Genomic DNA, 25,266 nt, shown 5'->3' on the forward strand with positions numbered 1-25,266 from the left:
AGTCAGTACGCAACATGACGCATAAACCGTTGAAAATCGCGGTCTCGCGCCGCCCCTCCTCCACCTCGTTGAGATTTCCTCAACGCACTGTTACGGTCCCGGACCATGACCGAAGACCCCGGCACCCGGATCGCCGACGACGGCGACGTGGCCGACCGCGTGAAGCAGGTGGTCGAGCGCCTCGGGTGCAGCCGCCGCGAGTTCGCCCGGCGGATCGTGATGGACCCCTCCAAGCTGTCCCGGTCGCTGGGCGGCACCCGGCGCTTCACCCTCGCCGAGATCGTGCGCGTCGCGGACATCGGCGGCGTGGACGTGGCGTGGCTGCTCGGCTCGCCCGCCGGGTCCCCGGCACCGGCGCGCGGCCGGGAGCCGGCCGCGGTGCCCGAGGGCGGCCGCCCGCTGCAGATCGTCCGGGAGACCGTCCGGCTGATCGCCGAGCACGGCTTCCACGCCGTACGGGTCGCCGACATCGCCGCCGCCTGCGGCACCAGCACGGCCGCCGTGCACTACCACTTCCCCGGCCGCGACGAACTGCTGGAAGCGGCCGTGCGCTGGTGCATGGACGAGGACACCGCGCGGCGTGCGGCGGGTCTGGCCGAAGCGCCCGACGCGCGCGCCGAACTGCTGCACCTGATCGCGCTCCAGACGCCGCGCACCGCACAGCAGCGGCGCCAGTGGCTGGTCTGGCTCGACCTGTGGGCGCAGGCCGCCCGCTCCACCGCCGTCGGACGACTGCACGAGCACTACTACCGGCAGTGGCGGACCACCGTCGCCGATGTGCTGCGCCGGGGCGTCGAGCAGGGCGTCTTCCGTCCCGTGGACCCCGAGTCCACCGCGCTGCGGCTGACCGCGCTCATCGACGGCCTGGCCACCCAGGTGCTCGCCACCGCGCCGGACAGCACCACCCCCGACAGCATGCACGCGGCACTGCTCGCCTTCGTCGAGGGCGAACTGACGCCCGTGGACCCGTAGTCGCCCCTCACTCACCCCAAGGAATCCGCCGTGAACAACGAGGTCATCATCACCTGCGCGCTGACCGGCGCCGGCGACACCGTGCGCCGCTCCCCGCACGTGCCCGTCACCCCCGAGCAGATAGCGCGATCCGCCGTCGAGGCGGCCTCGGCCGGGGCCGCCGTCGTGCACATCCACGTACGCGACCCGGAGACCGGCGCCCCGTCCCGCGACCCCCGTCTGTACGCCGAGGTGGTCGGGCGGATCAAGGAGACCGGCACCGACGTCGTCGTCAACCTGACCGCCGGGATGGGCGGCGACCTCGTCGTCGACCCGGACGAGCCGCTGCGGCACCTGCCCGGCACGGACCTGGTCGGCGGCCTGGAGCGGCTGCCGCACGTCGAGGAACTGCTGCCCGACATCTGCACCCTGGACTGCGGCTCCCTGAACTTCGGCGACGGCTCCAGCCTGTACGTGTCCACCCCGGACATGCTGCGCGCGGGCGCCCGGCGCATCCAGGAGCTGGGCGTCCGGCCGGAGCTGGAGATCTTCGACACCGGGCAGCTGTGGTTCGCCAAGCAGCTGCTCGCCGAGGGGCTGCTCGACGACCCGGCCGTCTTCCAGCTGTGCATGGGCATCCCGTGGGGCGCGCCGGCCGACCCGGGCGTGCTCCAGTCGATGGTCGCGATGCTCCCGGAGGGCGCGCAGTGGGCCAGCTTCGCGCTCGGCCGGATGCAGATGCCGTGGGTCGCGCAGTCCATCCTGCTCGGCGGCAACGTACGGGTGGGCCTGGAGGACAACCTGTATCTGAGCAAGGGCGTCCAGGCCACCAACGGGCAGCTGGTCGAACGCGCCGTGCAAATCACGGAGTTGCTGGGCGCGAGCGTCGCCACCCCGGACCAGGCCCGCGCGCGCCTCGGCCTGAGGCCGCGCGGCTGACGCCGGACCGTACCGCCGTACCCGCTTCCCCACCCCCAGGAGTTCCCGTGTCCCCCACCCCTCCCTCCTCCGTACGCCGCGTGGCGTGCATCGGCGCCGGCGTCATAGGCGGCGGCTGGGTCGCCCACTTCCTCGCGCGCGGTTACGACGTGACCGCCTGGGACCCGGCGCCGGACGCCGAGGACAAGCTGCGCCGCCTGGTCACGGCCGCCTGGCCCGCCCTGGAGCAGCTCGGCCCGGCCGAGGGCGCCTCCGCCGACCGTCTGACCATGGCGCCGACCCTCGCCGAGGCCGTCGCCGGCGCCGAGTTCGTCCAGGAGAGCGCCCCCGAGCAGCTGGAGCTCAAGCGCGACCTGCTCGCCCAACTGGACGCGGCCACCCCGCCCGGCGTGGTCATCGCCTCGTCCACCTCCGGCTATCCGATGACCGAGATGCAGACCACGGCCGCCACGCCGGGCCGCCTGGTGGTCGGGCACCCGTTCAACCCGCCGTATCTGATCCCGCTGGTCGAGGTCGTCGGCGGCGAGCGGACCGACCGCGCGGCGGTCGAGTGGGCGGCCGAGTTCTACGGCGCGGCGGGCAAGTCCGTGATCACCATGGACCGCGAGCTGCCCGGCTTCATCGCCAACCGGCTCCAGGAGGCCCTGTGGCGCGAGGCGCTGCACATGGTCGCCAACGGCGAGGCCACGGTCGAGGACATCGACGCCTCGATCACCGAGGGGCCGGGGCTGCGCTGGGCGTTCATGGGCCCGATGCTGACGTTCGCGCTGGCCGGCGGCGAGGGCGGGATGGCCCACATGCTCGACCACTTCGGCCCGTCGCTGAAGTCCCCCTGGACCCGGCTGGAAGCGCCGGAGCTGGACCGGGCACTGCGGGACGCGGTGGTCGACGGCTGCGAGCGGGCCGCGGGCGGCCGTACGTACGCGCAGCTGGTCGCCGAGCGCGACCAGGGCGTCATCGACGTGCTGCGCGCGACCGGCCGTCTGGACGGGCCCGCCCGGTGACGGCGCACCCGACGGCGGGCCGCCCGCCGCTGTTCCGGCAGACGGTCCGGGACGACTGGATCGACTACAACGGCCACCTCTCCGAGGCGTACTACGTCCTGGTCTTCGGCTTCGCCACGGACGCCCTCATGGACGCGGCCGGACTCGACGCGGCCTACCGGGACCGCACCGGCCACTCCCTCTACACGGTCGAGGCGCATGTGCGCTATCTGGCGGAGGTGCCGCGCGGCGCCGAAGTCGCCGTGCGGACGACGGTGCTGGGCGTGGGCACGAAGAAGGTGCGGTTCGCGCACGAGATGTACGTGGGCGACGCGTCCGGCGACCCGGTGGCCACCGAGGAGATCTTCGCCCTGCACGTCCACCGGGGCGAGGGCCGGGCCGCGCCGCTGCCCGGCGCCGCGCGGGAGCGGCTGGCGGCGCTGGCCGGGCCGGCGCCCGAGTGGGCGGGACGGGGAATCCGGGAGGTGTAGGCGGCGTTGCACGGCGTGTCCCCGGGTCGCCGGGGGCGCGCCGTCGCCGGGGTCGGCCGTCCGGCCGTCCCGTGGTGCGACCCTGAGGTACCGCACTCCCGTCCGGAGAGGAACCCGTCATGCCGTCCGTACCAGGCCACCGCATCACCGTCGAACAGGGCACCGACCACGTCCGCGTCGTCCACGACGGCCAGGTCGTCGCCGACAGCCGCCGCCCGCTGCTGCTCCACGAGACCGGCTATCCGGTGCGCTACTACCTGCCGCCGGAGGACGTCCGGACGGAGCTGCTGACGCCGTCCGGGACCCGTACGCACTGCCCGTTCAAGGGAGACGCCTCCTACTGGTCACTTTCCGGTGGCCCGGAGGACATCGCGTGGGCCTACCCTGCGCCGAAGTCCGCGGTCGCGCGGATCAAGGATCATTTCTGCTTCTACGAGGCGGAGTTGGCGGGCGGGGGCACGGACGGAAGTGAGTAGGAAAGTTTCCTAACTATTCTCTGCCGGATGCATTGACGCGTACATGCGCCGTCGTCAAGATTCCTCCGAACGGCACCCCCCCGCCGACCGAGGAGACGGACATGACGCCCACCCCCCGCGCCGCGAAGTCCCGCAGCACCCGCCCGGCCCGGCCCTTCCTGACCAACCCCCGCACCGGCATACCCACCGCCGCGGGCGCGGTCCTCGCGCTCGTCGGCGGCGCGCTGCTGTGGTCGCCGGCCGGCCGCGCGGACGCCGCGCCGGACCGGCCGGCGGCGCGGGCCGGCGGCTTCACGGTGGTGGCCGCCGGGGACATCGCCGAGCGGTGCACCGCGAGCAGCAGCAGCTGTGTGCACCCGAAGACGGCGGCCCAGGTCAAGAAGATCGACCCGGCCTTCGTGCTGACCATGGGCGACAACCAGTACGACGACGCCCGGCTGAAGGACTTCCAGAAGTACTACGACACGTCCTGGGGCGCCTTCAAGGCCAAGACCCACCCGGTGGCCGGCAACCACGAGACGTACGACCCGGCCGGCAAGCTGTCCGGCTACAAGTCCTACTTCGGCTCCGTCGCCTACCCGAAGGGCAAGAGCTACTACAGCTTCGACCACGGCAACTGGCACTTCGTCGCGCTGGACTCCAACAGCCTGGACTCCGCGCAGACCAAGTGGCTCAAGGACGACCTCGCCGGCAACTCCAAGAAGTGCGTGGCCGCCTACTGGCACCACCCGCTGTTCTCCTCCGGCGAGCACGGCAACCAGCCGGTCAGCCGCTCGGTGTGGAAGCTGCTGTACGACGCCAAGGCGGAGCTGGTCCTCAACGGGCACGACCACCACTACGAGCGCTTCGCGCCGCAGGACCCGGACGGCAAGGCCGACCCGGACGGGCTGGTCGAGCTGCTCGCCGGGATGGGCGGCGCCAACCCGTACAAGATCGAGGAGGTCCAGCCGAACAGCGAGAAGCGGCTGACGAAGACCTTCGGCGTGGTCAAGCTGAACTTCACCGACGACGGCTTCTCCTGGGACCTGGTCGGCACCGACGGGAAGACCAAGGACAGCAGCCCGTCCTACCGGTGCCACTGACCGGGCCGGAACCCACCCGCCATGTATCTCGCCACCACCGGCGCGGCCGCCGCCACCTCGCAGCTGACGCGCGGCCGCGTCGCCGGACCGGTGCTCGCGCTCGGCACGGTCAGCCTGGTCACCGACATCTCCTCCGAGATGGTCACCGCGGTGCTGCCGCTCTACTTCGTCCTCCAACTGGGCCTGTCCCCGCTCCAGTTCGGGTTCCTTGACGGGCTCTACAACGGTGTCACCGCGCTCGTACGGCTGCTGGGCGGGCACGCCGCCGACCGCGGCGGGCGGCACAAGCTCGTGGCCGGCACCGGGTACGCGCTGTCCGCGCTGTCCCGGCTCGGCCTGCTGCTCGCGGGCGGCGGCACGGCCGGGATCGGCGCGGCGCTGGCCGCCGACCGCATCGGCAAGGGCGTACGGACCGCCCCGCGCGACGCGCTGATCTCACTCAGCAGCCCGCCCGACGAGCTGGGCCGGGCGTTCGGCGTGCACCGCGCGATGGACACCGCGGGGGCGCTGCTCGGGCCGCTGGCCGCGTTCGCGCTGCTGTGGGCGACCGCGGACGCCTATGACGCGGTGTTCGTCGTCAGCTTCTGCGTCGGGCTGCTGGGCGTGCTGCTGCTGGTCGCGTTCGTACCGGGGCGCGGCGCCCTGGGCCCGGCGGCCGTACCCGCCGGGCCGCGGGTCCCGCTGCGCGCCAGGATCACCGAGCCGCTGCGGGACGCCGCCTTCCGGCGGATCATGCTGGCCGCCGCCCTGCTGGGCGCGGCCACCATCGGCGACTCGTTCGTCTACCTGCTGCTCCAGCGCCAGCTGGACTTCGCGGTGCGCTGGTTCCCGCTGCTGCCGCTCGGCACGGCAGCGGTCTACCTGCTGCTCGCCGTGCCCGCCGGACGGCTCGGCGACCGCATCGGGCGCCGGGTCCCCTTCCTCCTCGGCCACGCGGCCCTGCTCGCCGCCTACGTCCTGCTGCTGACCGTCGGCGACGGCATCGTCCTGCTGGCCGGCGTGCTGGGGCTGGTCGGTGTCTTCTACGCGGCCACCGACGGCGTGCTGATGGCCCTGGCCGGTCCCGCCCTCCCGGCGGCGCGCCGGGCGAGCGGCATGGCGCTGCTCCAGACGGGCCAGGCGCTGAGCCGGCTGCTCGCCGCCGCGGGGTTCGGCGCCGCCTGGACACTGTGGGGCAGCGGGCCCGCGCTGGTCGCCGCCGTCATCGTCCTCGCGGCGGCCCTGGCGGGCGCCGCCGCGCTGCTTCCTCGTACTACGGAAAGGCGGTCGTCGTGGTCGTGACGGACAGGGCGGGCGCCCCGGCGGAGGGCACGGCCCGCGGGAGAGGACCGGGCGGGCCGTCCCTGCGCGCCCGCGTCCTCGCCATCGCGGTGGCCACCGCCGTACTCGCCACGGTCGCCGTGGTCTACACGGTCTCGGCGGCCCGGCGCGCCGAACCCGCCGATCCGCCGTCGGCGTTCGGCCTGGACCGGGGGCAGCTGTACTTCCGCAGTACGCGGGAGGGGGACGGGGCGGGGCGGGTGGCGCGCGTGGCCGCCGCCCCGTCCGCCGACGGCGCCGCCGCGATGAACGCGGAAGCGGACCCGGCGCCGGACCGCCGCACCACCGGCGGCCCCGCCTGCGAGCGCTTCTACGCGGCCGGCGGCACCGCCCTGTGCCTCCGGCGCCGCCCCGGCATCCCGCCGGCCGCGTACGCCGTCGTCCTGGACGGGCGGCTGCGCGAGAAGCGCCGGATCGCCCTCACCGGCATCCCCAACCGGGCACGGGTCTCCGCCTCCGGCCGGATGCTGTCCTGGACGATGTTCGCCACCGGCGACTCCTACGCCACCACGTCCTTCTCCACCCGCACGTCCATCCTCGACACCCGCACCGGCTACCTGATCAAGAACATGGAGGACATCCCGCTCACCCTCGACGGCCGCCGCTACCACTCCCCCGACGTCAACTACTGGGGCGTCACCTTCGCCCGCGACGACAACCGCTTCTACGCCACGGTCTCCACCAAGGGCCGCACCTACCTGGTCGAGGGCGACCTGCGCCGCTGGGCGGCCCGCACCCTGCGCGAGAACCTGGAGTGCCCGTCCCTCTCCCCCGACAACACCCGCCTCGCCTTCAAGAAGCGGGTGCGGGAGGGGGCACGCGACCCCTGGCGGCTGTACGTGCTCGACCTGCGCACGATGCGGGAACACCCGGTCGCGGAGCAGCGCAGCGTGGACGACCAGGCGGCCTGGCTGGACGACCGCACGCTGGCCTACGCGCTGCCGGGGAACGGCGGCAAGGGCAGCGACATCTGGACCGTACCGGCGGACGGCAGCGGCGCTCCGGCGCTGCGGGTGGCCGGCGGCTCGTCCCCGGCGGTGGTGCGCTGACCGGGTGAGGCCGCCGGCTATTCCGCGGCCCGGACCTCCCCCGTACACAGGCGCGGCGCGTTCCCGGCCGCCGCGACCGGCTCGTCGCGCTCGCCGAGCCGGTCCGCCAGGCCCTGGGCCCAGGCCGTCAGGCCGGGGACGTCGATGTCGTACGGAACGGTGTCCGCGTACGGGGCGATGGCGCCCGCGCCCCGGAGCAGCAGCGCCGCGCCGCCCTTCGCGTTGCCGCGGGCGGCGTGGGTGAGGCCGACGGCGAGCTGGGCGAGGCCGCGCCACAGCTGCCGCTCCTGCTCGGCGGCCGCCTTCCAGGCGTCCTCCAGCACTTCGTGGGCGTGGAAGGGCAGACCGCGGTCCAGCAGGTCCTGGGCTTCGGCGAGCGCCTGACGGGGACTTCGCTCGACGCCCTCGGGCTGGCGGTCCACACCCGGGGCGCCGTACGGCAGCGGGCGGCCCAGACCGTCCCGCGGCCGGGCGTTGCGGGCCCGGCCCTCGGCATCCCTGTCGCGGCCGGCCCCGGCCCCGGGCCCGGTGGCCGTCGCGGCCTCGGCCTCCGTCCCCGTACCGCGGTGTTCGCAGCCGGGCTCCTCCGGGCGGTCCGAGATCCGGCCGCACTCCGGGCACACCTGGTCCAGCCAGCAGGCCGGGTCCCCGCCCTCATCGCGTCGCGTCACATTCACGCTTCGATTGTGCAGCGCGCGACGGTGCGGTGTCCGGGCGGGGCGGCGGCCGTACGGCCGGGAGCCGGGGCGGTGGCCGTACGGTCCCGCCCGGGCGGCGGCCGTGAGGCCGGACGCCGTCGCCGGTCAGGCGTCGTCACCGGGTGACCGCCGTCCGCGTACGTACATCCGCCAGCCGAAGACGGCGCCGACGGCGAGCGCGAAGGCGAAGCCGCAGGCGACCGCCCACAGCGTGGTGTCCGTCCGCCGTCCGGCCTCCCGGGAGACCTGGGCGGCGACCGGCCGCGCCGTGGCGGCGTGGCGTTCCGCCTCGCTCCGCGTGCCCTCGGTGACCCGGCTGCCGCCCGGCGCGGCCGCGGCGGCCTGGAGGGAGCCGACCGGGCGGACCTTGCCGACGGCCTTGAAGCCCCAGTCCAGCAGCGAACCCGCTTCGTTGTACACGGCGTTGGAGGCCCCGGACTGCGGGTTCATCACGGTGACCAGCAGGGTGCGGCCGCCCCGCCGCGCCGCGGCGACGAGGGTGTTGCCGGCGTTGCTGGTGTAGCCGTTCTTGACGCCGACGATGCCGGGGTAGCGCCGCATCCCGTTCGAGCCGGACAGCATCCGGTTGGTGTTCTGGATCTCGAACGAGGGACTGCCCTTGCTGGGGAACCGGGCCGTCGTGGTGGCGCAGTACCGGGCGAAGTCGGCGTTGGCCAGCCCCGCGCGGCCGAACACGCTCAGGTCGTACGCCGAGGACACCTGCCCCGGACTGTCGTACCCGTCCGGGGAGCGCACCGTGGTGTCGCGGGCGCCCAGCTGCCGCGCCTTGGCCTGCATCTCCTTCGCCGTGGCCGTCCAGCCGCCGTTCATCGAGGCGAGCACCCGCACCGCGTCGTTGCCGGAGCGCAGGAAGACACCGCGCCACAGGTCGGCGACCTGGTAACCGCGGCCCTCCTGGATGCCGACGAGGCTGCTGCCGGGCCCGATGCCCGCCAGTTCCTTCGCGGTGACCTTGTGGACGGCGCCCGCGCGGAACTTCGGCAGGACGGTGACCGCGAACAGGGTCTTGAGGGTGCTGGCGGGCGCGAGCCGCTGGTGCGCGTTCCGGGCGGCCAGCACATCGCCCGTACGGACGTCGGTCACCGCCCAGGAGCGGGCGGACAGCCCGACGGGCAGCGCGGGCGCCCCGGCCCCCACCGCTTCCTCGGCGTGGGCGGTCGCCGGTATGGAGGTGAGGGTCAGACCGGTGGCGGCGATGACGGCCAGCGCACCGGCATTCCGGGACAAAAGCGTGTCAAGTGCCATGTCTTCACGCTAGGAAGCCCGCACTTCGGCCGCAGACGGGCCTACGCCAGTCGGCCGAAGCGCGAAGAAGACCGGAGAGGGCCGGGGTGGGGCAGCGGCCGATCCGGAGGCGGAACCGAAGCGGGGCCGGGGTGGGGCCGGGAGCCAGGATTCAAGGCCAAAGACTCACGGGCGGCTACCGCATGCGCCCCGTACGCACGAGGACCCGCCCGGTGCGACGGGGGATGCACACCGGGCGGGCCTCACGACCTTTTCTACCGCATGCAGGAACGGTTATGCCTCAAAAACTTGTTCGTCCTGCAACTACCAGGCGACGGGGAGCGAGATCAGGCCACGTGCGCGCAAGGTGCGGCGATGCCGCAGTTCCGCCCGCGGCACGTCCAGCCGCAGACCGGGAAAACGGCTGATGAGAGCGGTCAGCGCGGTCTCGGTCTGCATGCGCGCCAGGGCCGCGCCGAGGCAGTGGTGGATGCCGTGCCCGAACATGAGCTGACCCGCCGCGTCGCGGCCCGGATCGAACGTCCCGGGGTCGGGGAAACGGTGCGGGTCGCGGTTGGCCGAGGCAAGGGAGAGCAGCACACTCTCGCCCGCGGGCACCCGTATGCCGCCGATTTCCACGTCCTCCAGGGGGAACCGGCGGATGGCCAGCGAGGCCGGTCCGTCGTAGCGCGCGAACTCTTCCACGGCCCCGGATAGTTCGGCTGGATTCGTACGCAACGCTATGAGGTGTTCGGGGTGATCGAGCAGGGCGAGGACAGAGTTACCAATGAGGTGAACGGTGTTCTCGTAACCGGCGAAAAGCAGCAGGAACGCCAACGAGGTGAGCTCGTCCTCACCGAGCCGGTCGCCCGGACCGCCCTCCGCCGCCGCGCCGTCCCGCACCAGGATCAGGTCGGAGAGCAGATCGTCCCCCGGCGCGGCCCGCTTGGCCGCGATCAGCCCCGTGTAGTAGCGCATCATCGCCCCCACGGCCTCCTTCGCCCGCTCCGGCCGGGCCGGGTCGGGCGTGATCAGCGCGTCCGTCCAGGCCCGGAAGTCCGGGCGGTCCCGTTCCGGTACGCCCAGGAGGTCGCAGATGACGATGATGGGCAGCGGACCGGCGTAACTCGCGATCAGGTCGGCCCGGCCGGCGTCCGCGACCGCGTCCAGCAGCCCGTCCGCGATCCGCCGCACGGGCTCCCGCAGCTTCTCGACCCGCGCGGGGCTGAACGCCCTGGCCACCAGGCGGCGCACCCGGGTGTGGTCCGGCGGATCCATGTTCAGCAGGTTCGCGTCCAGGGCGGGCGGCAGCGCGAACCCGCGATAGCCGCCCCGCGCGTTCCGCTTGTCCAGCGAAAGCCGCGGATCGGACAGACACCGGCGCACATCCTCGTACCGCGTCACCAGCCACGCGGGCTGTCCATCGGGCCCGGCGATGCGGTGAACGGGCCCGGCCTCCCGCAGGACCGCGTAACCGGCGTGCGGATCGTCCAGGAGTTGCGTCACGTCGATGAGGTCGTCGGGGCCGGTCTCGGCGGTGTTCTGCATGGTCCATGACTCTAGACAGGGGCCTTGAGTCCGGTGGACAGGGGCCTTGAGGCCGACCGCGGAAGGTGCCGCCCGCACCGGCTCAGTGCCGCTGCATGGCGCTCCGCTGGCGCAGTTCGGTGAGAACGGTGTCGGTCAGCGGCGAGTAGTAGACGTCCGCGACGCGCGCCAAGTGCTCGTATTCCGCGGCCAGTTCGGCTTCCGCAACCAGTTCTGCGGCCGTGCCGGGCGGCGGGCCGCTGGGCAGGGCGGTCGGGCGCCGCTCAGGGGAGGTACCGGACCGCTCCCCCGGCCGCTCGCCCTCCGCCGTTACCACCACGCTCTCCGCGCCGGGTACGGGAACGAGGCCGATCGCCCGGTTCTCCAGACCGCGGCGCAGCGCGGCGGCCTCCGCGACGGCCGCCAGCTGCCGTTCGTCCGCCACCACGGCACGCCCGCGTTCGCGGGCGATGTCGACGGTGTCCGCTTCCACGTACCGCCGGATGCCGCGCTGGACGTCCCGGATCTGCGCCATCTGCCGGTCGGCGCGCCGCTGGAGGCCAGCGAACGGCCACCGCCCGCCCCAGTACGGGCCGCCCGCGGCCATCTCGGGGGCCTGGGCGGTGACGTCCTTCCACAGAGGGTGCAGACGGCGCATGCGGCGCCAGGCGTACGCCCGCGAGCCCGCGGCCGGGAGCGCGAGCCCGGCCAGCACCAGGAGCGCGGCGACCGAAGCGCTCAGCGGCGCCACGCCGTTGGAGAGCCACGGCGCCGCGTACCCGGCCCAGGACAGGACGAGGCCGGCCAGCTTGCAGGCGCAGTACGCCAGACCGAGCCAGCAGCCGGCGGCCAGCACCCGCAGCCCCCGCGCGAGCCAGGAGGCGCCGAGCCGGCCGGCGTAGCGCGGGCAGAGGGCGCCGAGGCCCGCGAGGCTGGTGCCGAAGATGGCCAGATACAGCACCAGGAAGGTCATCACCCCCGGCGAGCCGGCGTAGGCCGTACCGAGGTCGCGGGGGTGTTCCACGTCGTCCGGCCGCCCGACGACGAAGGAGGTGACCGCCACCGCCCAGGCCACGGCCACGGCCGTCACGGCCGTACGGGACCGCGACCGGACCCGCGCGCGGCCCTCCGCGCCCGTACCGCCGCTCCAGCGCAGCAGCAGGACGAACGCGCCGGCCGCGAAGACCACGACCGAGGAGTAGAGGAAGACCATGGCCAGGTTCGACACACCGGTCAGCCGGTCGAACCACCGGTAGACGCCGGGGGCGGAGAAGACGAACACCGTCGCCGCGCCGGCGCCCATCACGCACGTCAGTCCCAGGTCGGCGTTGCCTCGGCCGCGGAGCCAGGCGCGCGTCTTCAAGACGACGACGGTCCAGGCCACTCCGCCGAAACACAGATACAGCACGTCAAACACTCGATCCCCCGTCCGAGTCACCAGGTACCGGCGCCACACGCGGCGCCGCCCTGCCCGCCGTTGCCGTCTGCCCCACGGTCCGCGGGGCCGTGCCGCCCGTCGCGCCGGTGCCGCAGCGCGGGCGCCGACGCGGCGGCGAGTCCGGCGGCCCGTCCCGTCGGCTCCGGCCCTCGGTACACCGGCGAGGGCGCCACCCGCGCCATGGGCAGCCCGCCCGGCACCTCCGCCGCCCGGGGCGCGGAGCCGTCACGGCCGGTCACGCCGGGCGCCGCGGGGTCGAGCAGCAGACGGCCGATTTCATGCAGCACGATGTGCGCCCGCTGCCAGGCGCTGGTCCGGAGTTCGCAGGAAATCCAGTACCCGTCGTCGGTACGGGCCGTCAGCCCGGACGCCGGGCCGTTCAGCCGTATCGGCACGATCCGCACCGGACACCCGGGATACGCCGCCACGGCGTCGCACACACCCGCCAGGTCGGTCCGGTCCGGCAGCACCGGTTCCCTGACCACCCGCTCACAGCGGTGCCGGACCCGCCGGGCCCGCGCGCCCGCGCACAGACGCCCCCGGCGCCGCCCACGCACGCTCCGCGCCCCGCTCCCGGCCCGCACGCCCCCCATAGCATCCGCCCCCCGGCTTCGCTCCCCCGGATCCCGGCCGCCCGCGCCCCGCACGCAGTTGGCACCGCCGAAACCGCAGCCCGCATCCTGTCACGCGAGGAATAACGCGCACCAGTCCACTTACGGACAGTGAAAACAGCGGAAACAGGGGGCTGTTTCCGAGGAATCGAAGATGGGGTGACCGGGGCCGGGGCGGGCGTCCGGCGGGCAGCCGTCGCCGGCACCGGAGCCGAACGCCGCGAAGGCCGCCCTCACATCTCTGCGAGAACGGCCTACGACCTGCGAAAACGCTGGTCGGGACGACAGGATTTGAACCTGCGACCCCTTGACCCCCAGTCAAGTGCGCTACCAAGCTGCGCCACGTCCCGATGCCCGTCCGGTCCGGGGTTTCGTCCCGGGCGGCCGTGCACGAGAACAATACCGCATGTCAGGGGGTGTCCACTGCCGGGTTCCGGCCGAGCCGCCGGCCGGGCGGACCGGGGCGGGCCGGTGGGCGGGGACGGAGCGGGCGCGGGCCCGGGCAGAGCCGGTGGCGGGCCCGGGCAGAGCCGGTGGCGGGCCGGGCGGACGGGGATGAGTACGCGTACTCATGTGTCCCCGCGCGGGCGGCGGCACGCTACGCGCATGACCACTCCTTCGATACAGCGGCCGACGACCACCGCCTTCTTCGTGCAGTCCGCGATCTCGTTCGGGCTCTCCCTGGTGGCTCTGATGGTGGGCATCGTCAAGCTGCCCGTGGGCGCCTGGGAGCGGGGCTTCCTCGGGCTGGGGCTGATCTTCGTGGTCTCGTCGGCGTTCACGCTGGCCAAGTGCGTACGGGACCGGCAGGAGGCCGAGGAGGTCACCAACCGGGTGGACAAGGCGCGGATCGACAAGCTGCTCGTGGAGCAGGACGTCTTCAAGCCCGGTCAGGTGTGACGCCGGGCGCGTCGACGCCGACCGTGTCCGGGCGCTCGCCCAGCAGATAGCGGGCGCCCGCCCCGCTCCCGGCCGCCGCGTCGCCGGGGTTGTAGAGAGCACACTTGCGCAGGCTCAGGCAGCCGCAGCCGATGCAGCCGGTCAACTTGCGGCGCAGTTCCTCCAGTTCGGCGATCTGCTGGTCGATGCGGCGGGTCCAGGTGCGGGCGACGCTGTTCCACTGGGCCGCGTTCGGGGCGCGGTCCTGCGGAAGCTTGGCCAGGGCGGCACTGGTCTCCTCCAAGGAGAGGCCGACCACCTGGGCCGCCCGGATGAAGGCGACGCGCCGCAGCGTGGCGCGGGTGAAGCGGCGCTGGCCGCCGCTGGTGCGTTCGGAGTGGATCAGTCCCCGTTCCTCGTAGTACCGCAGCGCGGAGGCGGCCAGTCCGCTGCGGCCGGCAAGCTCCCCGATCGGGAGGCGGTCGTGGGGTGAAGTCATGCCCGAAGATTACCGCTTGACTTCAAGCGCGCTTGAAGTTGCAAGCTTCCTGCCATGACGAACACGACCACGGACACGACCAGGGACGCGGCCGAGGACACCACCGCCGCGCCGCTCGACGACTTCGCCGCGCTCCCGCGGCTGATGAGCCACATGACCGGGGACGAGAAGCACGGCCCGGCCGCCACCTCCACCCTCGACGCCCTCTGGGTGCTCTACGACCGGGTGCTGCGGGTCTCCCCCGCCACCGCCGACGACCCGGACCGGGACCGCTTCCTGCTCTCCAAGGGGCACGGCCCGATGGCCTACTACGCGGTGCTCGCCGCCAAGGGCTTCTTCCCCACCGCGTGGCTGCCGGGCTTCGGCTCGTACGACTCGCCGCTCGGCCACCACCCGGACCGGCTGCTGGTGCCGGGCGCGGAGATCGGCAGCGGTTCGCTGGGACACGGGCTGCCGCTGGCCGTGGGCACGGCGCTGGGCCTGCGCGCCCAGGGGCGCACCGACCCGGCGGTCTGGGTGCTGATCGGCGACGCCGAGCTGGACGAGGGCAGCAACCACGAGGCCATCGCGTACGCGGGTGCCGTCGGCCTGTCCCGGCTGCACACGCTCGTCATCGACAACTCCTCGGCGACGCACGGCTGGAGCGGCGGCATCGCCTCGCGCTTCGAGGCCGCGGGCTGGTCCGCGACGACCGTGGACGGCCGCGACCACGAAGCGCTGTACGCGGCCTTCACCCTGCCCCACCCGGACCGGCCGCACGCGGTGGTCGCCCGGGTGGAGGCCAAGGAGTACGCGGGCGAGCCGAAGCCGAAGGCGAAAGCGGCCTGAGCCACGCCCGGCCCTGAGCCACGCCCGGCCCTGAACCCGCGCCCGGGATCTGATCCCGCCGCCCGGCACCCGTACCCACGCCCGGCCCCGCACCCTCCGCCCGGCACCCGAACCCGCGCCCCACATACTCTTACCTGCTTCTGAAAAGGACCCACCTCATGGACACCATGCGTGAACGTTTCGCCTCGGTCACCACCCAGCTGCTGGACGAGGACCCGCGGCTGGCGGTCGTGCTCGCCGACATCGGCGTGGACGGCTTCCGCACGGCCGCCGAGCGCCACCCCCGGCGGGTGGTCAACGTCGGCATCAGGGAGCAGCTGCTCGTCGGCGTGGGCGGCGGGCTGGCCCTGGCCGGGCTGCGGCCCGTCGTGCACACCTTCGCCAGCTTCCTGGTCGAGCGGCCCTTCGAGCAGGTGAAGCTGGACTTCGGGCACCAGGGCGTGGGCGGGGTGCTGGTGAGCGCCGCCGGGTCCTACGACTGGCCGGCCGGCGGCTTCACCCACATGGCGCCGGGCGACATCGCCCTGCTGGACAGCCTGGACGGCTGGACCGTGCACGTCCCCGGGCACCCGGACGAGGCGGAGACGCTGCTGCGGCACGCCGCCGCGGCCGGTGACGACAAGGTCTACGTACGGCTGTCCGCGCAGAGCAACGAGGCGGCGCGGCCGGTCGACGGGGCGCGGTTCCTGCCGGTGCGCGAAGGACGGAACGGTGTCGTTCTGGCGGTCGGTCCGATGCTGGACAACGTCCTCGCCGCCACCGAGGGCCTGGACGTGACCGTGCTCTACGCGACGACCGTGCGGCCCTTCGACGACGCGGCGCTGCGTACGGCGGTGGCCGGGGCCACGGCCGCGGACGTGGTGATCGTGGAGCCGTACCACGAGGGCACCTCGACCCGGCACGCGAACGACGCGCTGGAGCACGTGCCGCACCGCGTCCTCGGCCTGGGTGTCGGGCGCCGGGAGCTGCGCCGTTACGGGCAGATCGACGAGCACCTGGCGGGTCAGGGCCTGGACGCGCGGTCGCTGCGCGAGCGGATCACCGGTTTCCTCGGCCGGTGAGGCCGGGTCCTCCGTGACCGGTACGCCGCCCGGCGCCTACACGCGCTCGTCCAGCCACGCCAGCAGGTCCCGCTGCACCTCGTCGCGGTTGGTCTCGTTGAGGATCTCGTGGCGGGCCCCGGGGTAGGCCCGCCAGGACAGGTCGCGCAGGCCCGCGTAGCGGAAGTCCTCCAGGAGTTCGGCGACGTGCGTCAGCCGCTGGTTGCAGGGGTCCCGGTCGCCGACCGCGATGTGGACGGGCAGCCCGAGCGGCATCCGCGCCAGGTCGCGCGGGTCGTTGACCTTGCGGACCGCCCATACCCAGTCCAGCGCCAGCCCGGCGCCGAAGGGGAAGCCGCAGTGCTCGTCGGCCACGTAGCGGTCCACCTCGGCGGTGTCGCGGGAGAGCCATTCGAAGCCGGTGCGGGGCTCGTACGGGTCGTTGAAGGAACTGAAGAGGCGCGGGACGAAATCGGAGGGGGCGGCGCGGCCGCGTTCGGCGATCTCCGCCTCCAGGGCGGCGGCGCTGGTCTCGATCTCGGCTCCGGGCAGGCTGCGGAAGGCGCCGGTGAGGATCAGTCCGGCCAGGTCGGCGCCGTATTCCTGGGCGTAGTCGCGGGCCAGCATCGAGCCCATGCTGTGGCCCAGGAGGACCAGCGGCAGGCCGGGATGGGCGGCGGCGGCCCGGTCGCCGATGTGCTTGAGGTCGGTGACGATGGCGCGCCACCCGTCGTCCCCGGCGACGCCGAGGCCGCCGGTGGAGGCGGCGGTGGCGCCATGGCCCCGGTGATCGGAGGCGATCACCACATAGCCGTGTCCGGCGAGGAAGCGCGCGAACCGGCCATACCTCCGGGCGTGTTCGGCCGCTCCGTGGGCGATCTGCACCAGGGCGCGGGGCCGGCCCGACTCCGGCTGCCAGGTGTACGTGGCGACGCGGACCGCGTCCGCGGCCTGGTGGAAGTCCTGCTGTACGGGCTGCATGACGCGTTCTCCTGACTGCCGGGACGGCGTACGGAAGGCAGGCTGCGGTGGCGGACGCGGCGAGCACCCGGCGAAGACCGCCGCCGGGAGGCCGCCGTCAGTAGACCGCCACCAGTAGACCACCGCCGGACACCACCGCCGAGGGCTCCCCGCGACATTCTCTCCCCGGCCTTTCCTCCGGCTTCTTCCCGGGCTTCTTCCCCGGCCTCCCCTCCGGCCGCTCCCCCGCCCCGGCACCCGGCCACCTCTGGGACGCACCTCAGACACTCCCCGGTAAGTGTTGACCTCCGGCCGACCGCGCGTGACACGATCAGTCGTTCCATCGTCGGCGACCCACCCGCGCAACCCCCCACTGCTGGAGGACCGTTGGACACCACGGACAGATCCGAGGAAGTTTCCCCGGCCGCGCGCCCGCCGCGGCCCTTCTCGCGGCGCAGATTCCTGCAGGGGACGGCCTCGGCGGCGGCGGTCACCGGCCTGGCCGGACTGCCGGGCCCGCTCGCCCACGCGGCCCACGCGGCCGGCGCCACCGGCCTGCCCACCCTCTCCTTCACCGCCGCCACGAACGGCGCCGCCACCCTCTCCCCCGCCGGCGACCGGCTGATCGCCGAGATCCAGAACGTCCTGTGGTCCGTGCCGCGCGGGGGCGGCGAGGCCCGCGCGCTGACGCCGCCGGATCTGGAGCCCACCCGCCCGGTCTTCTCCCCGGACGGCGGCCGGGTCGCCGTCTGCGCGTACCGCGGCGGCGGCTTCCACATCTGGACACTGCGCCCCGACGGCACGGATCTGCGGCAGCTGACCGACGGGCCGTGGGACGACCGCGGCCCGGCCTGGTCGCCGGACGGCACCCGGCTCGCCTTCGCCTCCGAGCGGGGCGGTGATCCGGTGGCGGGCAGCCCGTACCGGATCTGGGTCCTGGACGTGCGCACGCACCAGCTGACCCAGGTCACGGGGCGGCCCGGACAGCGGGGCCCCCTTCAGGACGGCGCCTGGGAGGACTTCGACCCCACCTGGTCGCCGGACGGCGCACGGCTGTGGTTCGTGCGCGGCACGGCCTCGGAGACCGCCCTCGACAGCCGTACGGTCGCGTCCGTGCGGGCCGACGGCGGCGGCGAGGTCACGGCCGAGCACACCGACACCTCCGGCGGCCAGGTCATGGTCCCGGCGGTGGCGCCCGCCGCGAAGGGCGGCGCGGCCCGGCTCGCCTATCTGCGCACCACCGAGCGCCCCGGCGCCACCTGCGCGCTCGTCGTGGACGGCGCGGAGGTCGCGGTGGACGGGGACGTGGAGCCCGTACCGCCGCGCTGGATCTCGCGCGAGGAACTGCTGCTGACCGTCGGCGGCCGATTCACCGTCCTGCGGCCCGGGGCGCCGGACGCCGCGGAGACCATCGACTTCAAGGCCGAACTGCCGGTGCCCCGCCCCCGCTACGAGGTCAAGGACTACGGCTTCGAGCGCACGGGCGTCCGGCCGGTGCGCGCGGTGCACCTGCCCGCGCTCTCCCCCGACGGACGGCAGGTGGCCTTCGCCGCACTCAACTCGCTGTGGGTGGCGTCCACTTCGGGCGGCCGGCCGCGGCGTCTCGTACGGGCCGACCCCACCCGGTACGTCCTCGGGCCGAGCTGGGCCCGGGACGGCCGCTCCCTGCTGTACGCCGACGACCGCGACGGGCTGTTCGCGGTGCGCCGGCACGATCTGGCCACCGGCGCGGAGACGGTGCTGGCCGAAGGCGGCCGGGTACAGCCCGCGCTGTCCCCGGACGGCGGGCGGCTGGCCGCGATCGACATGTCCGGCAACATCGTCGTACGGGACCTGGCGGCCGGTACGGAGCGGGTGGCCGCCGAGCCGCTGGGCGGCGGCGGGGTGCCGGGCCGGCCCAGCTGGTCCCCGGACGGCCGCTACCTGGCGTTCTGCGACCGCAACCGCCTCAACCGCCGCTTCCGCGAGGGCTACAACCTCATCCGGATCGTCGACACCCGCACCGGGCGGGACCGGCTGCACACCCCGGGCCCCGGCACCACCCTGCTGTCCATCGCCGACCGCTACGACTCCGGTCCCGTGTGGTCCCCGGACGGCCGGTGGCTGGCGCTGATCGCCGAATCCGCGCTGTGGGTGCTGCCCGTACAGCCGGACGGCACGCCCGACGGCGCCCCGCGGCGGCTGACCGACGAGAGCGCCGACCACCCGTCCTGGTCCGGCGACTCCCGCACCCTCCTCTACCTCTCGGCCGGCCGGCTGCGGCTGACCGGGGTGGACGGCGGGCCCGCCCGTACCGTCAAGGTGGATCTGGACCACCGCGCCCCGCGCGCCCGGGACACGGTCGTGCACGCGGGCCGCTTCTGGGACGGCACCGGCGAGGAGGTGCGCGAGGACGTCGACGTGGTCGTCCGGGACGGCCGGATCACCGCCGTCGAACCGCACGCCCGGGCGGCGGGACGGCGCGCCGCGCGCCGCGTCGACGCCTCCGCGCGGACGGTGGTCCCCGGGCTGTGGGACTCGCACACCCACCCGTGGCAGACGACGTACGGCGGCCGGCAGACCGCGCTCCAGCTCGCCTACGGCATCACCACGGCCGTCTCGTTCGGCGGCTTCTCCTATGAACAGGCCCGCGTCCGCGAGGCGGCCGGCGCCGGTACGCTCGCCGGGCCGCGGCTGCTGGCCTGCGGCGAACTGCTGGACGGCAGCCGCGTCGCCTACAGTATGGGCCGCGCGCACACCACGCGCGAGGGCCTGCGCCGGTCGCTGGAGCGGGGCGCCGCGCTCGACTGGGACTTCGTCAAGACGTACGTACGGGCCCCCGGCTGGATCATGGCGGAGGCCGCGCGCTTCGCGCACCAGCGGCTGGGGGTGCGCTCCGGCAGCCACCTGCTGTCGCCCGGCGTACAGCTCGGCCAGGACCTGACCACCCACCTCCAGGCCACCCAGCGCCTGGAGTTCGGGCACGCGGTCTCCGTCACCGGGCACGCGTACGAGGACGTGGAGGAGATCTACACCGCCACGGACTTCCACCTCATCGCCACCCCGTTCTCCGCCTCCGTGCTGCTGGGCGCCGACCCCGGGCTCGCCGACGACGCCCGGGTCGGGACGCTCATGCCGCCGTGGGACGCCGCGCTGGTGCGGGAGAACGCGGGCCACCGGCCGACCCCGAAGCAGCTGGGCGACATCGAGACCGAAGTCGGCGTCTACCGGCGGGTACTGCGCGGCGGCGGGCTCGTCGCGCTGGGCACCGACCAGCCGCTGACGCCGGTCGGCCTGCACCTGCACCTGGCGCTGCGCGCCCTGCACCGCTACGGGTTCACCCCCGCGCAGGCCCTGCGCACCGCCACCGCGCTGCCGGCCCGCGTCTTCGGCGCGGACCGGGACCTGGGCACCCTGGAGGAGGGCAAGCTGGCCGACCTGACGATCGTGGACGGCGACCCGTTCACCGACTTCGACTCGCTGGTCCGCACGGCCGCGGTGCTGCGCGGCGGGCGGCTGTACGAACAGCGGGACCTGGTGGCGGCCTTCCCCGCGCCCACCGCCCGCGCGGCCCGGGCCGCGGCGCGGGAGGCGGACTGGCTGGCGGTGGGGCGGCGGCACCGGCGCGATTCCTGCTGCGGGGGCTGAGGCGCCCGGGGGCGGGCGTCCTCACTCCTCCTTGGTCTGGCCCCGCTCGAAGTAGTCCACCAGCACCGGGTCCAGCGGCGGCACCTCGCGCGGGGTGCCGCCGTCCCGGAGCGAGGCGGTGGCCAGGGCGCCCGCCGCCACCGCCATCCGGGCCGCGACCGGCGAGGTGTCGGTGCGCCCGCCGTGCCGGACGAACCGCAGGAACTCGTCCACCAGCAGCGGGTCGGCGCCGCCGTGCCCCGCCTCGTCGTCCGCCTCGCCGGCCGGCAGCTGGTACACCGCGTCGGCGTCGGCGCGGTAGCCGGACTGGCGGGAGTTCCACACCCGTACCGAACCGCCCGGCCCGTCCCCGAAGTTCTCCAGGCGGCCCGCGTCGCCGATGACGGTGTAGTTTCTCCAGTAGTCGGGACTGAAGTGGCACTGCTGGTAGGCGGCCAGCACCCCGTTGTCCAGGCGCATGTTGACCAGGGAGACGTCCTCGACGTCGATCCGCGGGCTCAGGCCGCGCTGGCTCCCGGGCGGCCAGTGCGCGTCGTGCTCCAGCCAGTCCTCCGGGCGGGGCTCGCCCGGTGCCCGCCGCATGTCCGGGTCGTCGTACACCATCAGGTCGCCCAGCGCCTGGACCTGGCGCGCGTAGCCGCCCGCGAGCCAGTGCAGCGCGTCCAGGTCGTGCGCGCCCTTCTGGAGGAGCAGTCCGTTGGTGTGGCGCCGCTCGGCGTGCCAGTCCTTGAAGTAGTAGTCGCCGCCGTGCCCGACGAAGTGGCGTACCCATACGGTCCGCACCCGGCCGATGTCGCCGCGGGTGATCAGTTCCCGCATCAGCCGGATGACCGGCATATGGCGCATGTTGTGGCCCACGTACAGGCGCGTGCCGGTGTCGTGGGCGGTCCGCAGGATCGTGTCGCAGTCCTCGACGGAGATGGCGAGGGGTTTCTCCACGAAGACGGGGCGGCCCGCGCGTAAGGCCTGGCACGCCAGGTCCGCGTGGGTGTGGTCGGGGGTCAGGACCAGCAGCGCGTCGAGGCCCGGATGGTCCAGGAGCGCGCGGTGATCGGCGAACGCCTCGGCACCGGGCAGGCGCCGGGTGGCGTACGCCAGCGCGTCCGGGTCGGTGTCGGCCACCGCGGCGACCCGGGCGCCGTACCCCGGCCGGTGGGCGGTGAGCGCGAGATCGCCGCGCAGGCCGAAGCCGATGACGCCCAGACACAGGTCGTCGGTCATGAGGTGCCTCCTCGGTCGGACGGACTCCATGGTCGGCGGGGTACGGGACCAAGGAACGGCGGGGTGGGAGGGGCCGCGGGCCCCGCCTTCGCGCCGACCTTCGCCACCCTCCGGGGAACACCGCCGGACGTGCTCCACGCACCGTAAACCACAGGGGTGGTGAATGTGGTCATCGCACTCCTATTGCTCGCATAAATGCACGGAGTTGATGTTTTATGCGCTGTGCAGCAGGTATGCCAACGGGTATTGCACGAGGTAAGCCACCGATGACGGCCCGGCAGGGCCAGGGAGACCGGCGGCGTACGCCCGGAGTGCGCCGTCCGGCGAAGCGAGCAGCAGCACAGCGCGGGGGCGTTCAGCCAAGGAGGCTCGTCTTGCATCGCTACTTCACCGACCAGCGGCACGAAGCGCTCCGGCGCCGGGTGCGGGACTTCGCCGAGAGCGAGGTCCGGCCCCGGATAGCCGGGATGGAGGCGGCCCGTACGGTATGCCGGGAGCTGCCGCGCCTGATCGCCCGCCAGGGGTGGATCGGCGCGACCATCCCCCGCGCCTACGGCGGAATGGGCGCCGGACACCTGGCCAAGACCCTCGTCATCGAGGAATTCTCGCGGGTCAGCGGTGCCATGGGCGCCATGGTGCAGGCGTCCCAGCTCGGCGCCGCGAAGATCATCCACTTCGGCAGCGAGGAGCAGAAGAAGACCTGGCTGCCGGCCATCGCCGCGGGTGAGTGCCTGCCGACCATCGCCGTCACCGAGCCGCAGTCGGGCGGCCATGTGCTCGGCATGACCGGCACGGCGGTCCGCGACGGCGACGACTACGTCCTCAACGGCCGCAAGATCTACGTCGGCAACAGCCACATCGGCGACCTGCACGGCGTCGTCCTGCGCACCGGCGAAGGCCCCTCGGGCCTGTCGGCGTTCCTGGTGGAGGCGGACCGGCCGGGCGTCCGGGCCGGCGCGCAGCGGCAGGCGATGGGGCTGCACGGCTTCGGCTTCGGCGAGCTGTTCTTCGACGACTGCCGGGTGCCGGCGGCCGGCCTCCTCGGCCGCGAGGGCGACGGGCTGGCCGTCGCGTACTCCTCCAGCGTGCTGTACGGCCGGCCGAACCTGACCGCGGTGTCGCTCGGCATCCACCAGGCCGTACTGGACGAGACCTCGCGGTTCTGCACCGAGCGGGAACGATACGGCAACCCGCTGGCGGACCTCGGCACCATCAAGATCAAGCTCGGCCGGATCCAGTCCCGGCTGCTGCTCGCCCGGCTGGCCGCCTACCACGCCGTCCACCTCCTCGACCAAGGACTGCCGTGCGACGCGGAGCTGATGAACGCCAAGCTGGTCAACGTCGAGACCGCGCTGGAGTCGGCACGCGACGCGATGGACATCCACGCCGCCTGCGGGCTGTTCACGGACCGGCCGGTGGAGCGCTACCTGCGCGACGCGCACCACATCTTCGCCCCGGCCGGGACCTCCGACATCCAGCTGCTGCGCCTGGGCGAGCTGGCGCTCGGCACCGCCAAGGGCGAATGGTCCAGCCGCCTGTCGGACGTGGTGCGCAGGGAGGCGGCGGAGGACACGGACGAGGGGGCGGCGGCGCCCGTCACCCGCCTGCGCGACCGGACGGCGTTGCAGCCGGCCGGTTAGCCCGCCGTGGCGCCGTACCGCACGCCGAAGCCCGTGCCGCTCCTCCCGGCGGCCGCGTCCGGGAGAAGCGGTACGGGCTTCGGTTCCGTGGTGCGTGGTGTCAGCCTTCCTCGGCCTGCTGCCGCTCCATGCGGTGGATCTGCTCGACCAGTTCGGCGGCCATCGACTTGATGGTCTCCAGGCCCTCGCGCCCCCACGGGCGGCGTTCGAGGTCCACCACGCAGACCGTGCCGAGCGCCATGTCCGTACGGTCGATGAGCGGGGCGCCCAGGTAGGAGCGGATGCCTATCTCGTCGACGACCGGGTTGCCCGCGAAGCGCGGGTAGTCGCAGACGTCCTCCAGCACCAGCGCCTTGCGGCGGACGATGACGTGCGGGCAGTAGCCGTGGTCGCGGGCCATCACGCGGCCGGGCTGGGCGCTCGGCGGGGCGGGGCCCAGTTCGACGGGCGCCCGGTCGCTGTCGGGCGTGTAGAGCCCGGCGAAGTACTGCCGGTGCTCGTCGATGAAGTTGACCATGGCGTACGGCGCCTGGGTCGTCCGGGCCAGCTTGCGCGCGAACTCGTCGAAGGCGGGCAGCGGCGCGTCGCCGATGCCCAGTTCGCGCAGCCGGGCGACGCGGGCCGGCGCCTCGTGGTCCTCCGGGGTGAGCAGCAGATGGCGCGTGGGGTCGTAGGAGGCGTACGACGCGCGCGGGACGGGTCGGGTCACGGGAGCTCCGGGGTGGCGGCGAGGACGGGGGACAGCAGGTGCCGGACGAGCGAGACCAGGACATGGGTGGACGAACTGCACTGGCGCGCGTCGCAGAGCACGACCGGGGTGCCGGGGTCGAGGTCCATGGCGGTGCGCACCTCGTCCGGTTCGTAGTGGTATCCGCCGTCGAACTCGTTGACGGCGACGACGAAGGCGATGCCGCGCCGCTCGAAGAAGTCGACGGCGGCGAAGCACTGGTCCAGGCGGCGGGTGTCGGCGAGGATGACGGCGCCGAGCGCCCCGTTGGACAGTTCGTCCCACATGAACCAGAAGCGGTGCTGCCCCGGGGTGCCGAAGAGGTAGAGGACGTGTTCCCGGTCGAGGGTGATCCGGCCGAAGTCCATGGCGACCGTGGTGGTGTTCTTGTCCTCGACGCCCGCCAGGTCGTCCGTGCCCACGCTGACCTGGGTGAGCAGCTCCTCCGTACTGAGCGGTTCGATCTCGCTGACCGCTCCGACGAAGGTCGTCTTGCCCACCCCGAAGCCCCCGGCGACGAGGATCTTCAGCGCCAGCGGGAAGGGGTCGTCGGCGGGGCCCGGGGCCGGGTCCGCGGACGACGGGTGGCCGGCGGACGGGAGCCGGGCATCGGCGGACAGGGCGTCAAAGCCGTTTGCGTAGTCCATGCAACACCGCCTCCAGCAGCGCTCGGTCGGTACGGTTCGGGGAGTCCGGCCCGCAGACGCCCACCGGGACGGGCGCGCGGGCGGCGAGCGCCCCGCAGTCGACGAGGTCGGCGAGCAGGACCTTGGTGACCACGGCGGGCAGGCGTATGTGCGCGGCGATCTCGGCGACCGACATCGGGCCGCCGCACAGCCCGAGCACCTGCGCGTAGTCGGGGCCCTGGCAGGTGACGGGCCGTTTGCCGGTGGCTATGACCATGGTCAGCAGGTCGAAGTGCGCGGTCGGCCGGGTCCGGCCGTTGCTGACCGTGTACGGGCGGACCAGGCGGCCGGCCTCGTCGTCCAGCCACGGGATCTCGCGGCCCGCTCTGCGGCGGCGCCGTACGCCCAT

General features: G+C 73.8%; 24 protein-coding genes and 1 tRNA gene. 13 read left to right on the forward strand and 12 right to left on the reverse strand.

Features of this window, described 5'->3' with window-relative positions:
• Positions 1-105 precede the first annotated feature (105 nt).
• The 8 genes from CP973_RS25855 (at position 106) to CP973_RS25890 (ending at position 7,291) form a co-directional block, all read left to right on the forward strand.
• The gene (locus tag CP973_RS25855; protein ID WP_150245881.1) at positions 106-972 is read left to right on the forward strand and encodes a TetR/AcrR family transcriptional regulator; all 867 of its coding nucleotides are present in this window, start codon (positions 106-108) and stop codon (positions 970-972) included.
• Between the two features lie 30 nt (positions 973-1,002).
• Positions 1,003-1,890 carry a beta-keto acid cleavage family enzyme gene (locus tag CP973_RS25860; protein ID WP_150245883.1) on the forward strand — a complete coding sequence of 296 codons (888 nt, stop codon included), beginning with the start codon at positions 1,003-1,005 and terminating at the stop codon, positions 1,888-1,890.
• Between the two features lie 47 nt (positions 1,891-1,937).
• Complete coding sequence (locus CP973_RS25865; RefSeq protein WP_244410014.1) at positions 1,938-2,894, forward strand: 3-hydroxyacyl-CoA dehydrogenase NAD-binding domain-containing protein; 957 nt, start codon at positions 1,938-1,940, stop codon at positions 2,892-2,894.
• The gene (locus CP973_RS25870) at positions 2,891-3,364 is read left to right on the forward strand and encodes a thioesterase family protein (protein WP_150245886.1); all 474 of its coding nucleotides are present in this window, start codon (positions 2,891-2,893) and stop codon (positions 3,362-3,364) included. Before CP973_RS25865 ends, CP973_RS25870 begins: the two co-directional genes overlap by 4 nt.
• Before the next feature lie 119 nt (positions 3,365-3,483).
• The gene (locus tag CP973_RS25875) at positions 3,484-3,840 is read left to right on the forward strand and encodes a DUF427 domain-containing protein (RefSeq protein WP_150245889.1); all 357 of its coding nucleotides are present in this window, start codon (positions 3,484-3,486) and stop codon (positions 3,838-3,840) included.
• A 101-nt stretch (positions 3,841-3,941) separates the two neighbouring features.
• Positions 3,942-4,922: a metallophosphoesterase family protein gene (locus CP973_RS25880; protein WP_150245892.1), complete on the forward strand. Its 981-nt coding sequence runs from the start codon at positions 3,942-3,944 to the stop codon at positions 4,920-4,922.
• Positions 4,923-4,943: 21 nt separating this feature from the next.
• Positions 4,944-6,203, forward strand: coding sequence for an MFS transporter (locus CP973_RS25885; protein ID WP_150245895.1), 1,260 nt, complete (start codon positions 4,944-4,946; stop codon positions 6,201-6,203).
• Positions 6,194-7,291, forward strand: a complete 1,098-nt coding sequence (locus tag CP973_RS25890; protein ID WP_150245898.1) for a TolB family protein — start codon at positions 6,194-6,196, stop codon at positions 7,289-7,291. The genes CP973_RS25885 and CP973_RS25890 overlap by 10 nt, the downstream gene beginning before the upstream one ends.
• Before the next feature lie 17 nt (positions 7,292-7,308).
• On the opposite strand, the gene CP973_RS25895 is transcribed toward CP973_RS25890, so the two are convergent.
• From CP973_RS25895 to CP973_RS25920, 6 genes are all read right to left on the reverse strand, one after another.
• Positions 7,309-7,962, reverse strand: a complete 654-nt coding sequence (locus CP973_RS25895) for a DUF309 domain-containing protein (RefSeq protein ID WP_150250249.1) — start codon at positions 7,960-7,962, stop codon at positions 7,309-7,311.
• Positions 7,963-8,094: 132 nt separating this feature from the next.
• A complete protein-coding gene (locus CP973_RS25900) occupies positions 8,095-9,255 on the reverse strand; it encodes a D-alanyl-D-alanine carboxypeptidase family protein (RefSeq protein WP_150245901.1) in 1,161 nt (386 codons plus the stop codon).
• A gap of 303 nt (positions 9,256-9,558) precedes the next feature.
• Positions 9,559-10,782, reverse strand: coding sequence for a cytochrome P450 family protein (locus CP973_RS25905; protein ID WP_150245904.1), 1,224 nt, complete (start codon positions 10,780-10,782; stop codon positions 9,559-9,561).
• Positions 10,783-10,864: 82 nt separating this feature from the next.
• Entirely contained in the window at positions 10,865-12,178 is a 1,314-nt protein-coding gene (locus CP973_RS25910) for an MAB_1171c family putative transporter (protein ID WP_150245907.1), read from the reverse strand.
• Between the two features lie 17 nt (positions 12,179-12,195).
• Positions 12,196-12,684 (reverse strand): hypothetical protein, encoded by a 489-nt coding sequence (locus CP973_RS25915; RefSeq protein ID WP_244410015.1) that lies wholly within the window; start codon positions 12,682-12,684, stop codon positions 12,196-12,198.
• A gap of 399 nt (positions 12,685-13,083) precedes the next feature.
• Positions 13,084-13,160, reverse strand: a tRNA-Pro gene (locus CP973_RS25920).
• Between the two features lie 256 nt (positions 13,161-13,416).
• Here CP973_RS25920 and CP973_RS25925 point away from each other — a divergent pair.
• On the forward strand, positions 13,417-13,710 hold the full coding sequence (locus CP973_RS25925; protein ID WP_003986124.1) for a YiaA/YiaB family inner membrane protein: 294 nt from the start codon (positions 13,417-13,419) through the stop codon (positions 13,708-13,710).
• Here CP973_RS25925 and soxR read toward each other — a convergent pair.
• The gene (soxR, locus tag CP973_RS25930; RefSeq protein WP_150245913.1) at positions 13,691-14,188 is read right to left on the reverse strand and encodes a redox-sensitive transcriptional activator SoxR; all 498 of its coding nucleotides are present in this window, start codon (positions 14,186-14,188) and stop codon (positions 13,691-13,693) included. The two genes, CP973_RS25925 and soxR, sit on opposite strands and share 20 nt — an antisense overlap.
• 54 nt (positions 14,189-14,242) lie before the next feature.
• Here soxR and CP973_RS25935 point away from each other — a divergent pair, with 54 nt between their 5' ends.
• A complete protein-coding gene (locus CP973_RS25935; protein WP_208853300.1) occupies positions 14,243-15,016 on the forward strand; it encodes a transketolase in 774 nt (257 codons plus the stop codon).
• A gap of 158 nt (positions 15,017-15,174) precedes the next feature.
• Complete coding sequence (locus tag CP973_RS25940) at positions 15,175-16,077, forward strand: transketolase family protein (protein WP_150245916.1); 903 nt, start codon at positions 15,175-15,177, stop codon at positions 16,075-16,077.
• A 36-nt stretch (positions 16,078-16,113) separates the two neighbouring features.
• Here CP973_RS25940 and CP973_RS25945 read toward each other — a convergent pair whose 3' ends face one another.
• Positions 16,114-17,037 carry an alpha/beta fold hydrolase gene (locus tag CP973_RS25945; RefSeq protein ID WP_150245918.1) on the reverse strand — a complete coding sequence of 308 codons (924 nt, stop codon included), beginning with the start codon at positions 17,035-17,037 and terminating at the stop codon, positions 16,114-16,116.
• 366 nt (positions 17,038-17,403) lie between these two features.
• Between CP973_RS25945 and CP973_RS25950 the strand changes: the two genes are divergently transcribed.
• Positions 17,404-20,643 (forward strand): amidohydrolase family protein, encoded by a 3,240-nt coding sequence (locus CP973_RS25950; RefSeq protein WP_150245921.1) that lies wholly within the window; start codon positions 17,404-17,406, stop codon positions 20,641-20,643.
• 21 nt (positions 20,644-20,664) lie between these two features.
• On the opposite strand, the gene CP973_RS25955 is transcribed toward CP973_RS25950, so the two are convergent.
• The gene (locus tag CP973_RS25955; protein ID WP_150245924.1) at positions 20,665-21,864 is read right to left on the reverse strand and encodes a Gfo/Idh/MocA family protein; all 1,200 of its coding nucleotides are present in this window, start codon (positions 21,862-21,864) and stop codon (positions 20,665-20,667) included.
• A 374-nt stretch (positions 21,865-22,238) separates the two neighbouring features.
• On the opposite strand from CP973_RS25955, the gene CP973_RS25960 reads away from it, so the two are divergent.
• Positions 22,239-23,504 carry an acyl-CoA dehydrogenase family protein gene (locus CP973_RS25960; RefSeq protein WP_150245927.1) on the forward strand — a complete coding sequence of 422 codons (1,266 nt, stop codon included), beginning with the start codon at positions 22,239-22,241 and terminating at the stop codon, positions 23,502-23,504.
• A gap of 100 nt (positions 23,505-23,604) precedes the next feature.
• Here the strand turns inward: CP973_RS25960 and CP973_RS25965 are convergent, their stop codons facing one another.
• Genes CP973_RS25965 through CP973_RS25975 form a run of 3 tightly spaced genes read right to left on the reverse strand, consistent with a single transcriptional unit; the run spans position 23,605 to position 25,266 of the window.
• Complete coding sequence (locus CP973_RS25965) at positions 23,605-24,213, reverse strand: GAF domain-containing protein (RefSeq protein ID WP_150245929.1); 609 nt, start codon at positions 24,211-24,213, stop codon at positions 23,605-23,607.
• On the reverse strand, positions 24,210-24,878 hold the full coding sequence (locus CP973_RS25970) for a GTP-binding protein (protein ID WP_244410016.1): 669 nt from the start codon (positions 24,876-24,878) through the stop codon (positions 24,210-24,212). Before CP973_RS25970 ends, CP973_RS25965 begins: the two co-directional genes overlap by 4 nt.
• Positions 24,856-25,266 (reverse strand): DUF742 domain-containing protein, encoded by a 411-nt coding sequence (locus CP973_RS25975; RefSeq protein WP_150245932.1) that lies wholly within the window; start codon positions 25,264-25,266, stop codon positions 24,856-24,858. The genes CP973_RS25970 and CP973_RS25975 overlap by 23 nt, the downstream gene beginning before the upstream one ends.

Origin of the sequence: Streptomyces albofaciens JCM 4342 (assembly GCF_008634025.1) — a bacterium.
Lineage (GTDB): Bacteria > Actinomycetota > Actinomycetes > Streptomycetales > Streptomycetaceae > Streptomyces > Streptomyces albofaciens.

Bases quoted from the DNA above. Each gene is read 5' to 3' on its own strand.
- CP973_RS25905 (WP_150245904.1), bottom strand. From the start codon at position 10,782: ATGCAGAACACCGCCGAGACCGGCCCCGACGACCTCATCGACGTGACG.
- soxR (WP_150245913.1), bottom strand. From the start codon at position 14,188: ATGACTTCACCCCACGACCGCCTCCCGATCGGGGAGCTTGCCGGCCGC.
- CP973_RS25900 (WP_150245901.1), bottom strand. From the start codon at position 9,255: ATGGCACTTGACACGCTTTTGTCCCGGAATGCCGGTGCGCTGGCCGTC.
- CP973_RS25945 (WP_150245918.1), bottom strand. From the start codon at position 17,037: ATGCAGCCCGTACAGCAGGACTTCCACCAGGCCGCGGACGCGGTCCGC.
- CP973_RS25970 (WP_244410016.1), bottom strand. From the start codon at position 24,878: ATGGACTACGCAAACGGCTTTGACGCCCTGTCCGCCGATGCCCGGCTC.
- CP973_RS25975 (WP_150245932.1), bottom strand. From the start codon at position 25,266: ATGGGCGTACGGCGCCGCCGCAGAGCGGGCCGCGAGATCCCGTGGCTG.
- CP973_RS25955 (WP_150245924.1), bottom strand. From the start codon at position 21,864: ATGACCGACGACCTGTGTCTGGGCGTCATCGGCTTCGGCCTGCGCGGC.
- CP973_RS25855 (WP_150245881.1), top strand. From the start codon at position 106: ATGACCGAAGACCCCGGCACCCGGATCGCCGACGACGGCGACGTGGCC.
- CP973_RS25935 (WP_208853300.1), top strand. From the start codon at position 14,243: ATGACGAACACGACCACGGACACGACCAGGGACGCGGCCGAGGACACC.
- CP973_RS25880 (WP_150245892.1), top strand. From the start codon at position 3,942: ATGACGCCCACCCCCCGCGCCGCGAAGTCCCGCAGCACCCGCCCGGCC.
- CP973_RS25940 (WP_150245916.1), top strand. From the start codon at position 15,175: ATGGACACCATGCGTGAACGTTTCGCCTCGGTCACCACCCAGCTGCTG.
- CP973_RS25925 (WP_003986124.1), top strand. From the start codon at position 13,417: ATGACCACTCCTTCGATACAGCGGCCGACGACCACCGCCTTCTTCGTG.
- CP973_RS25875 (WP_150245889.1), top strand. From the start codon at position 3,484: ATGCCGTCCGTACCAGGCCACCGCATCACCGTCGAACAGGGCACCGAC.
- CP973_RS25885 (WP_150245895.1), top strand. From the start codon at position 4,944: ATGTATCTCGCCACCACCGGCGCGGCCGCCGCCACCTCGCAGCTGACG.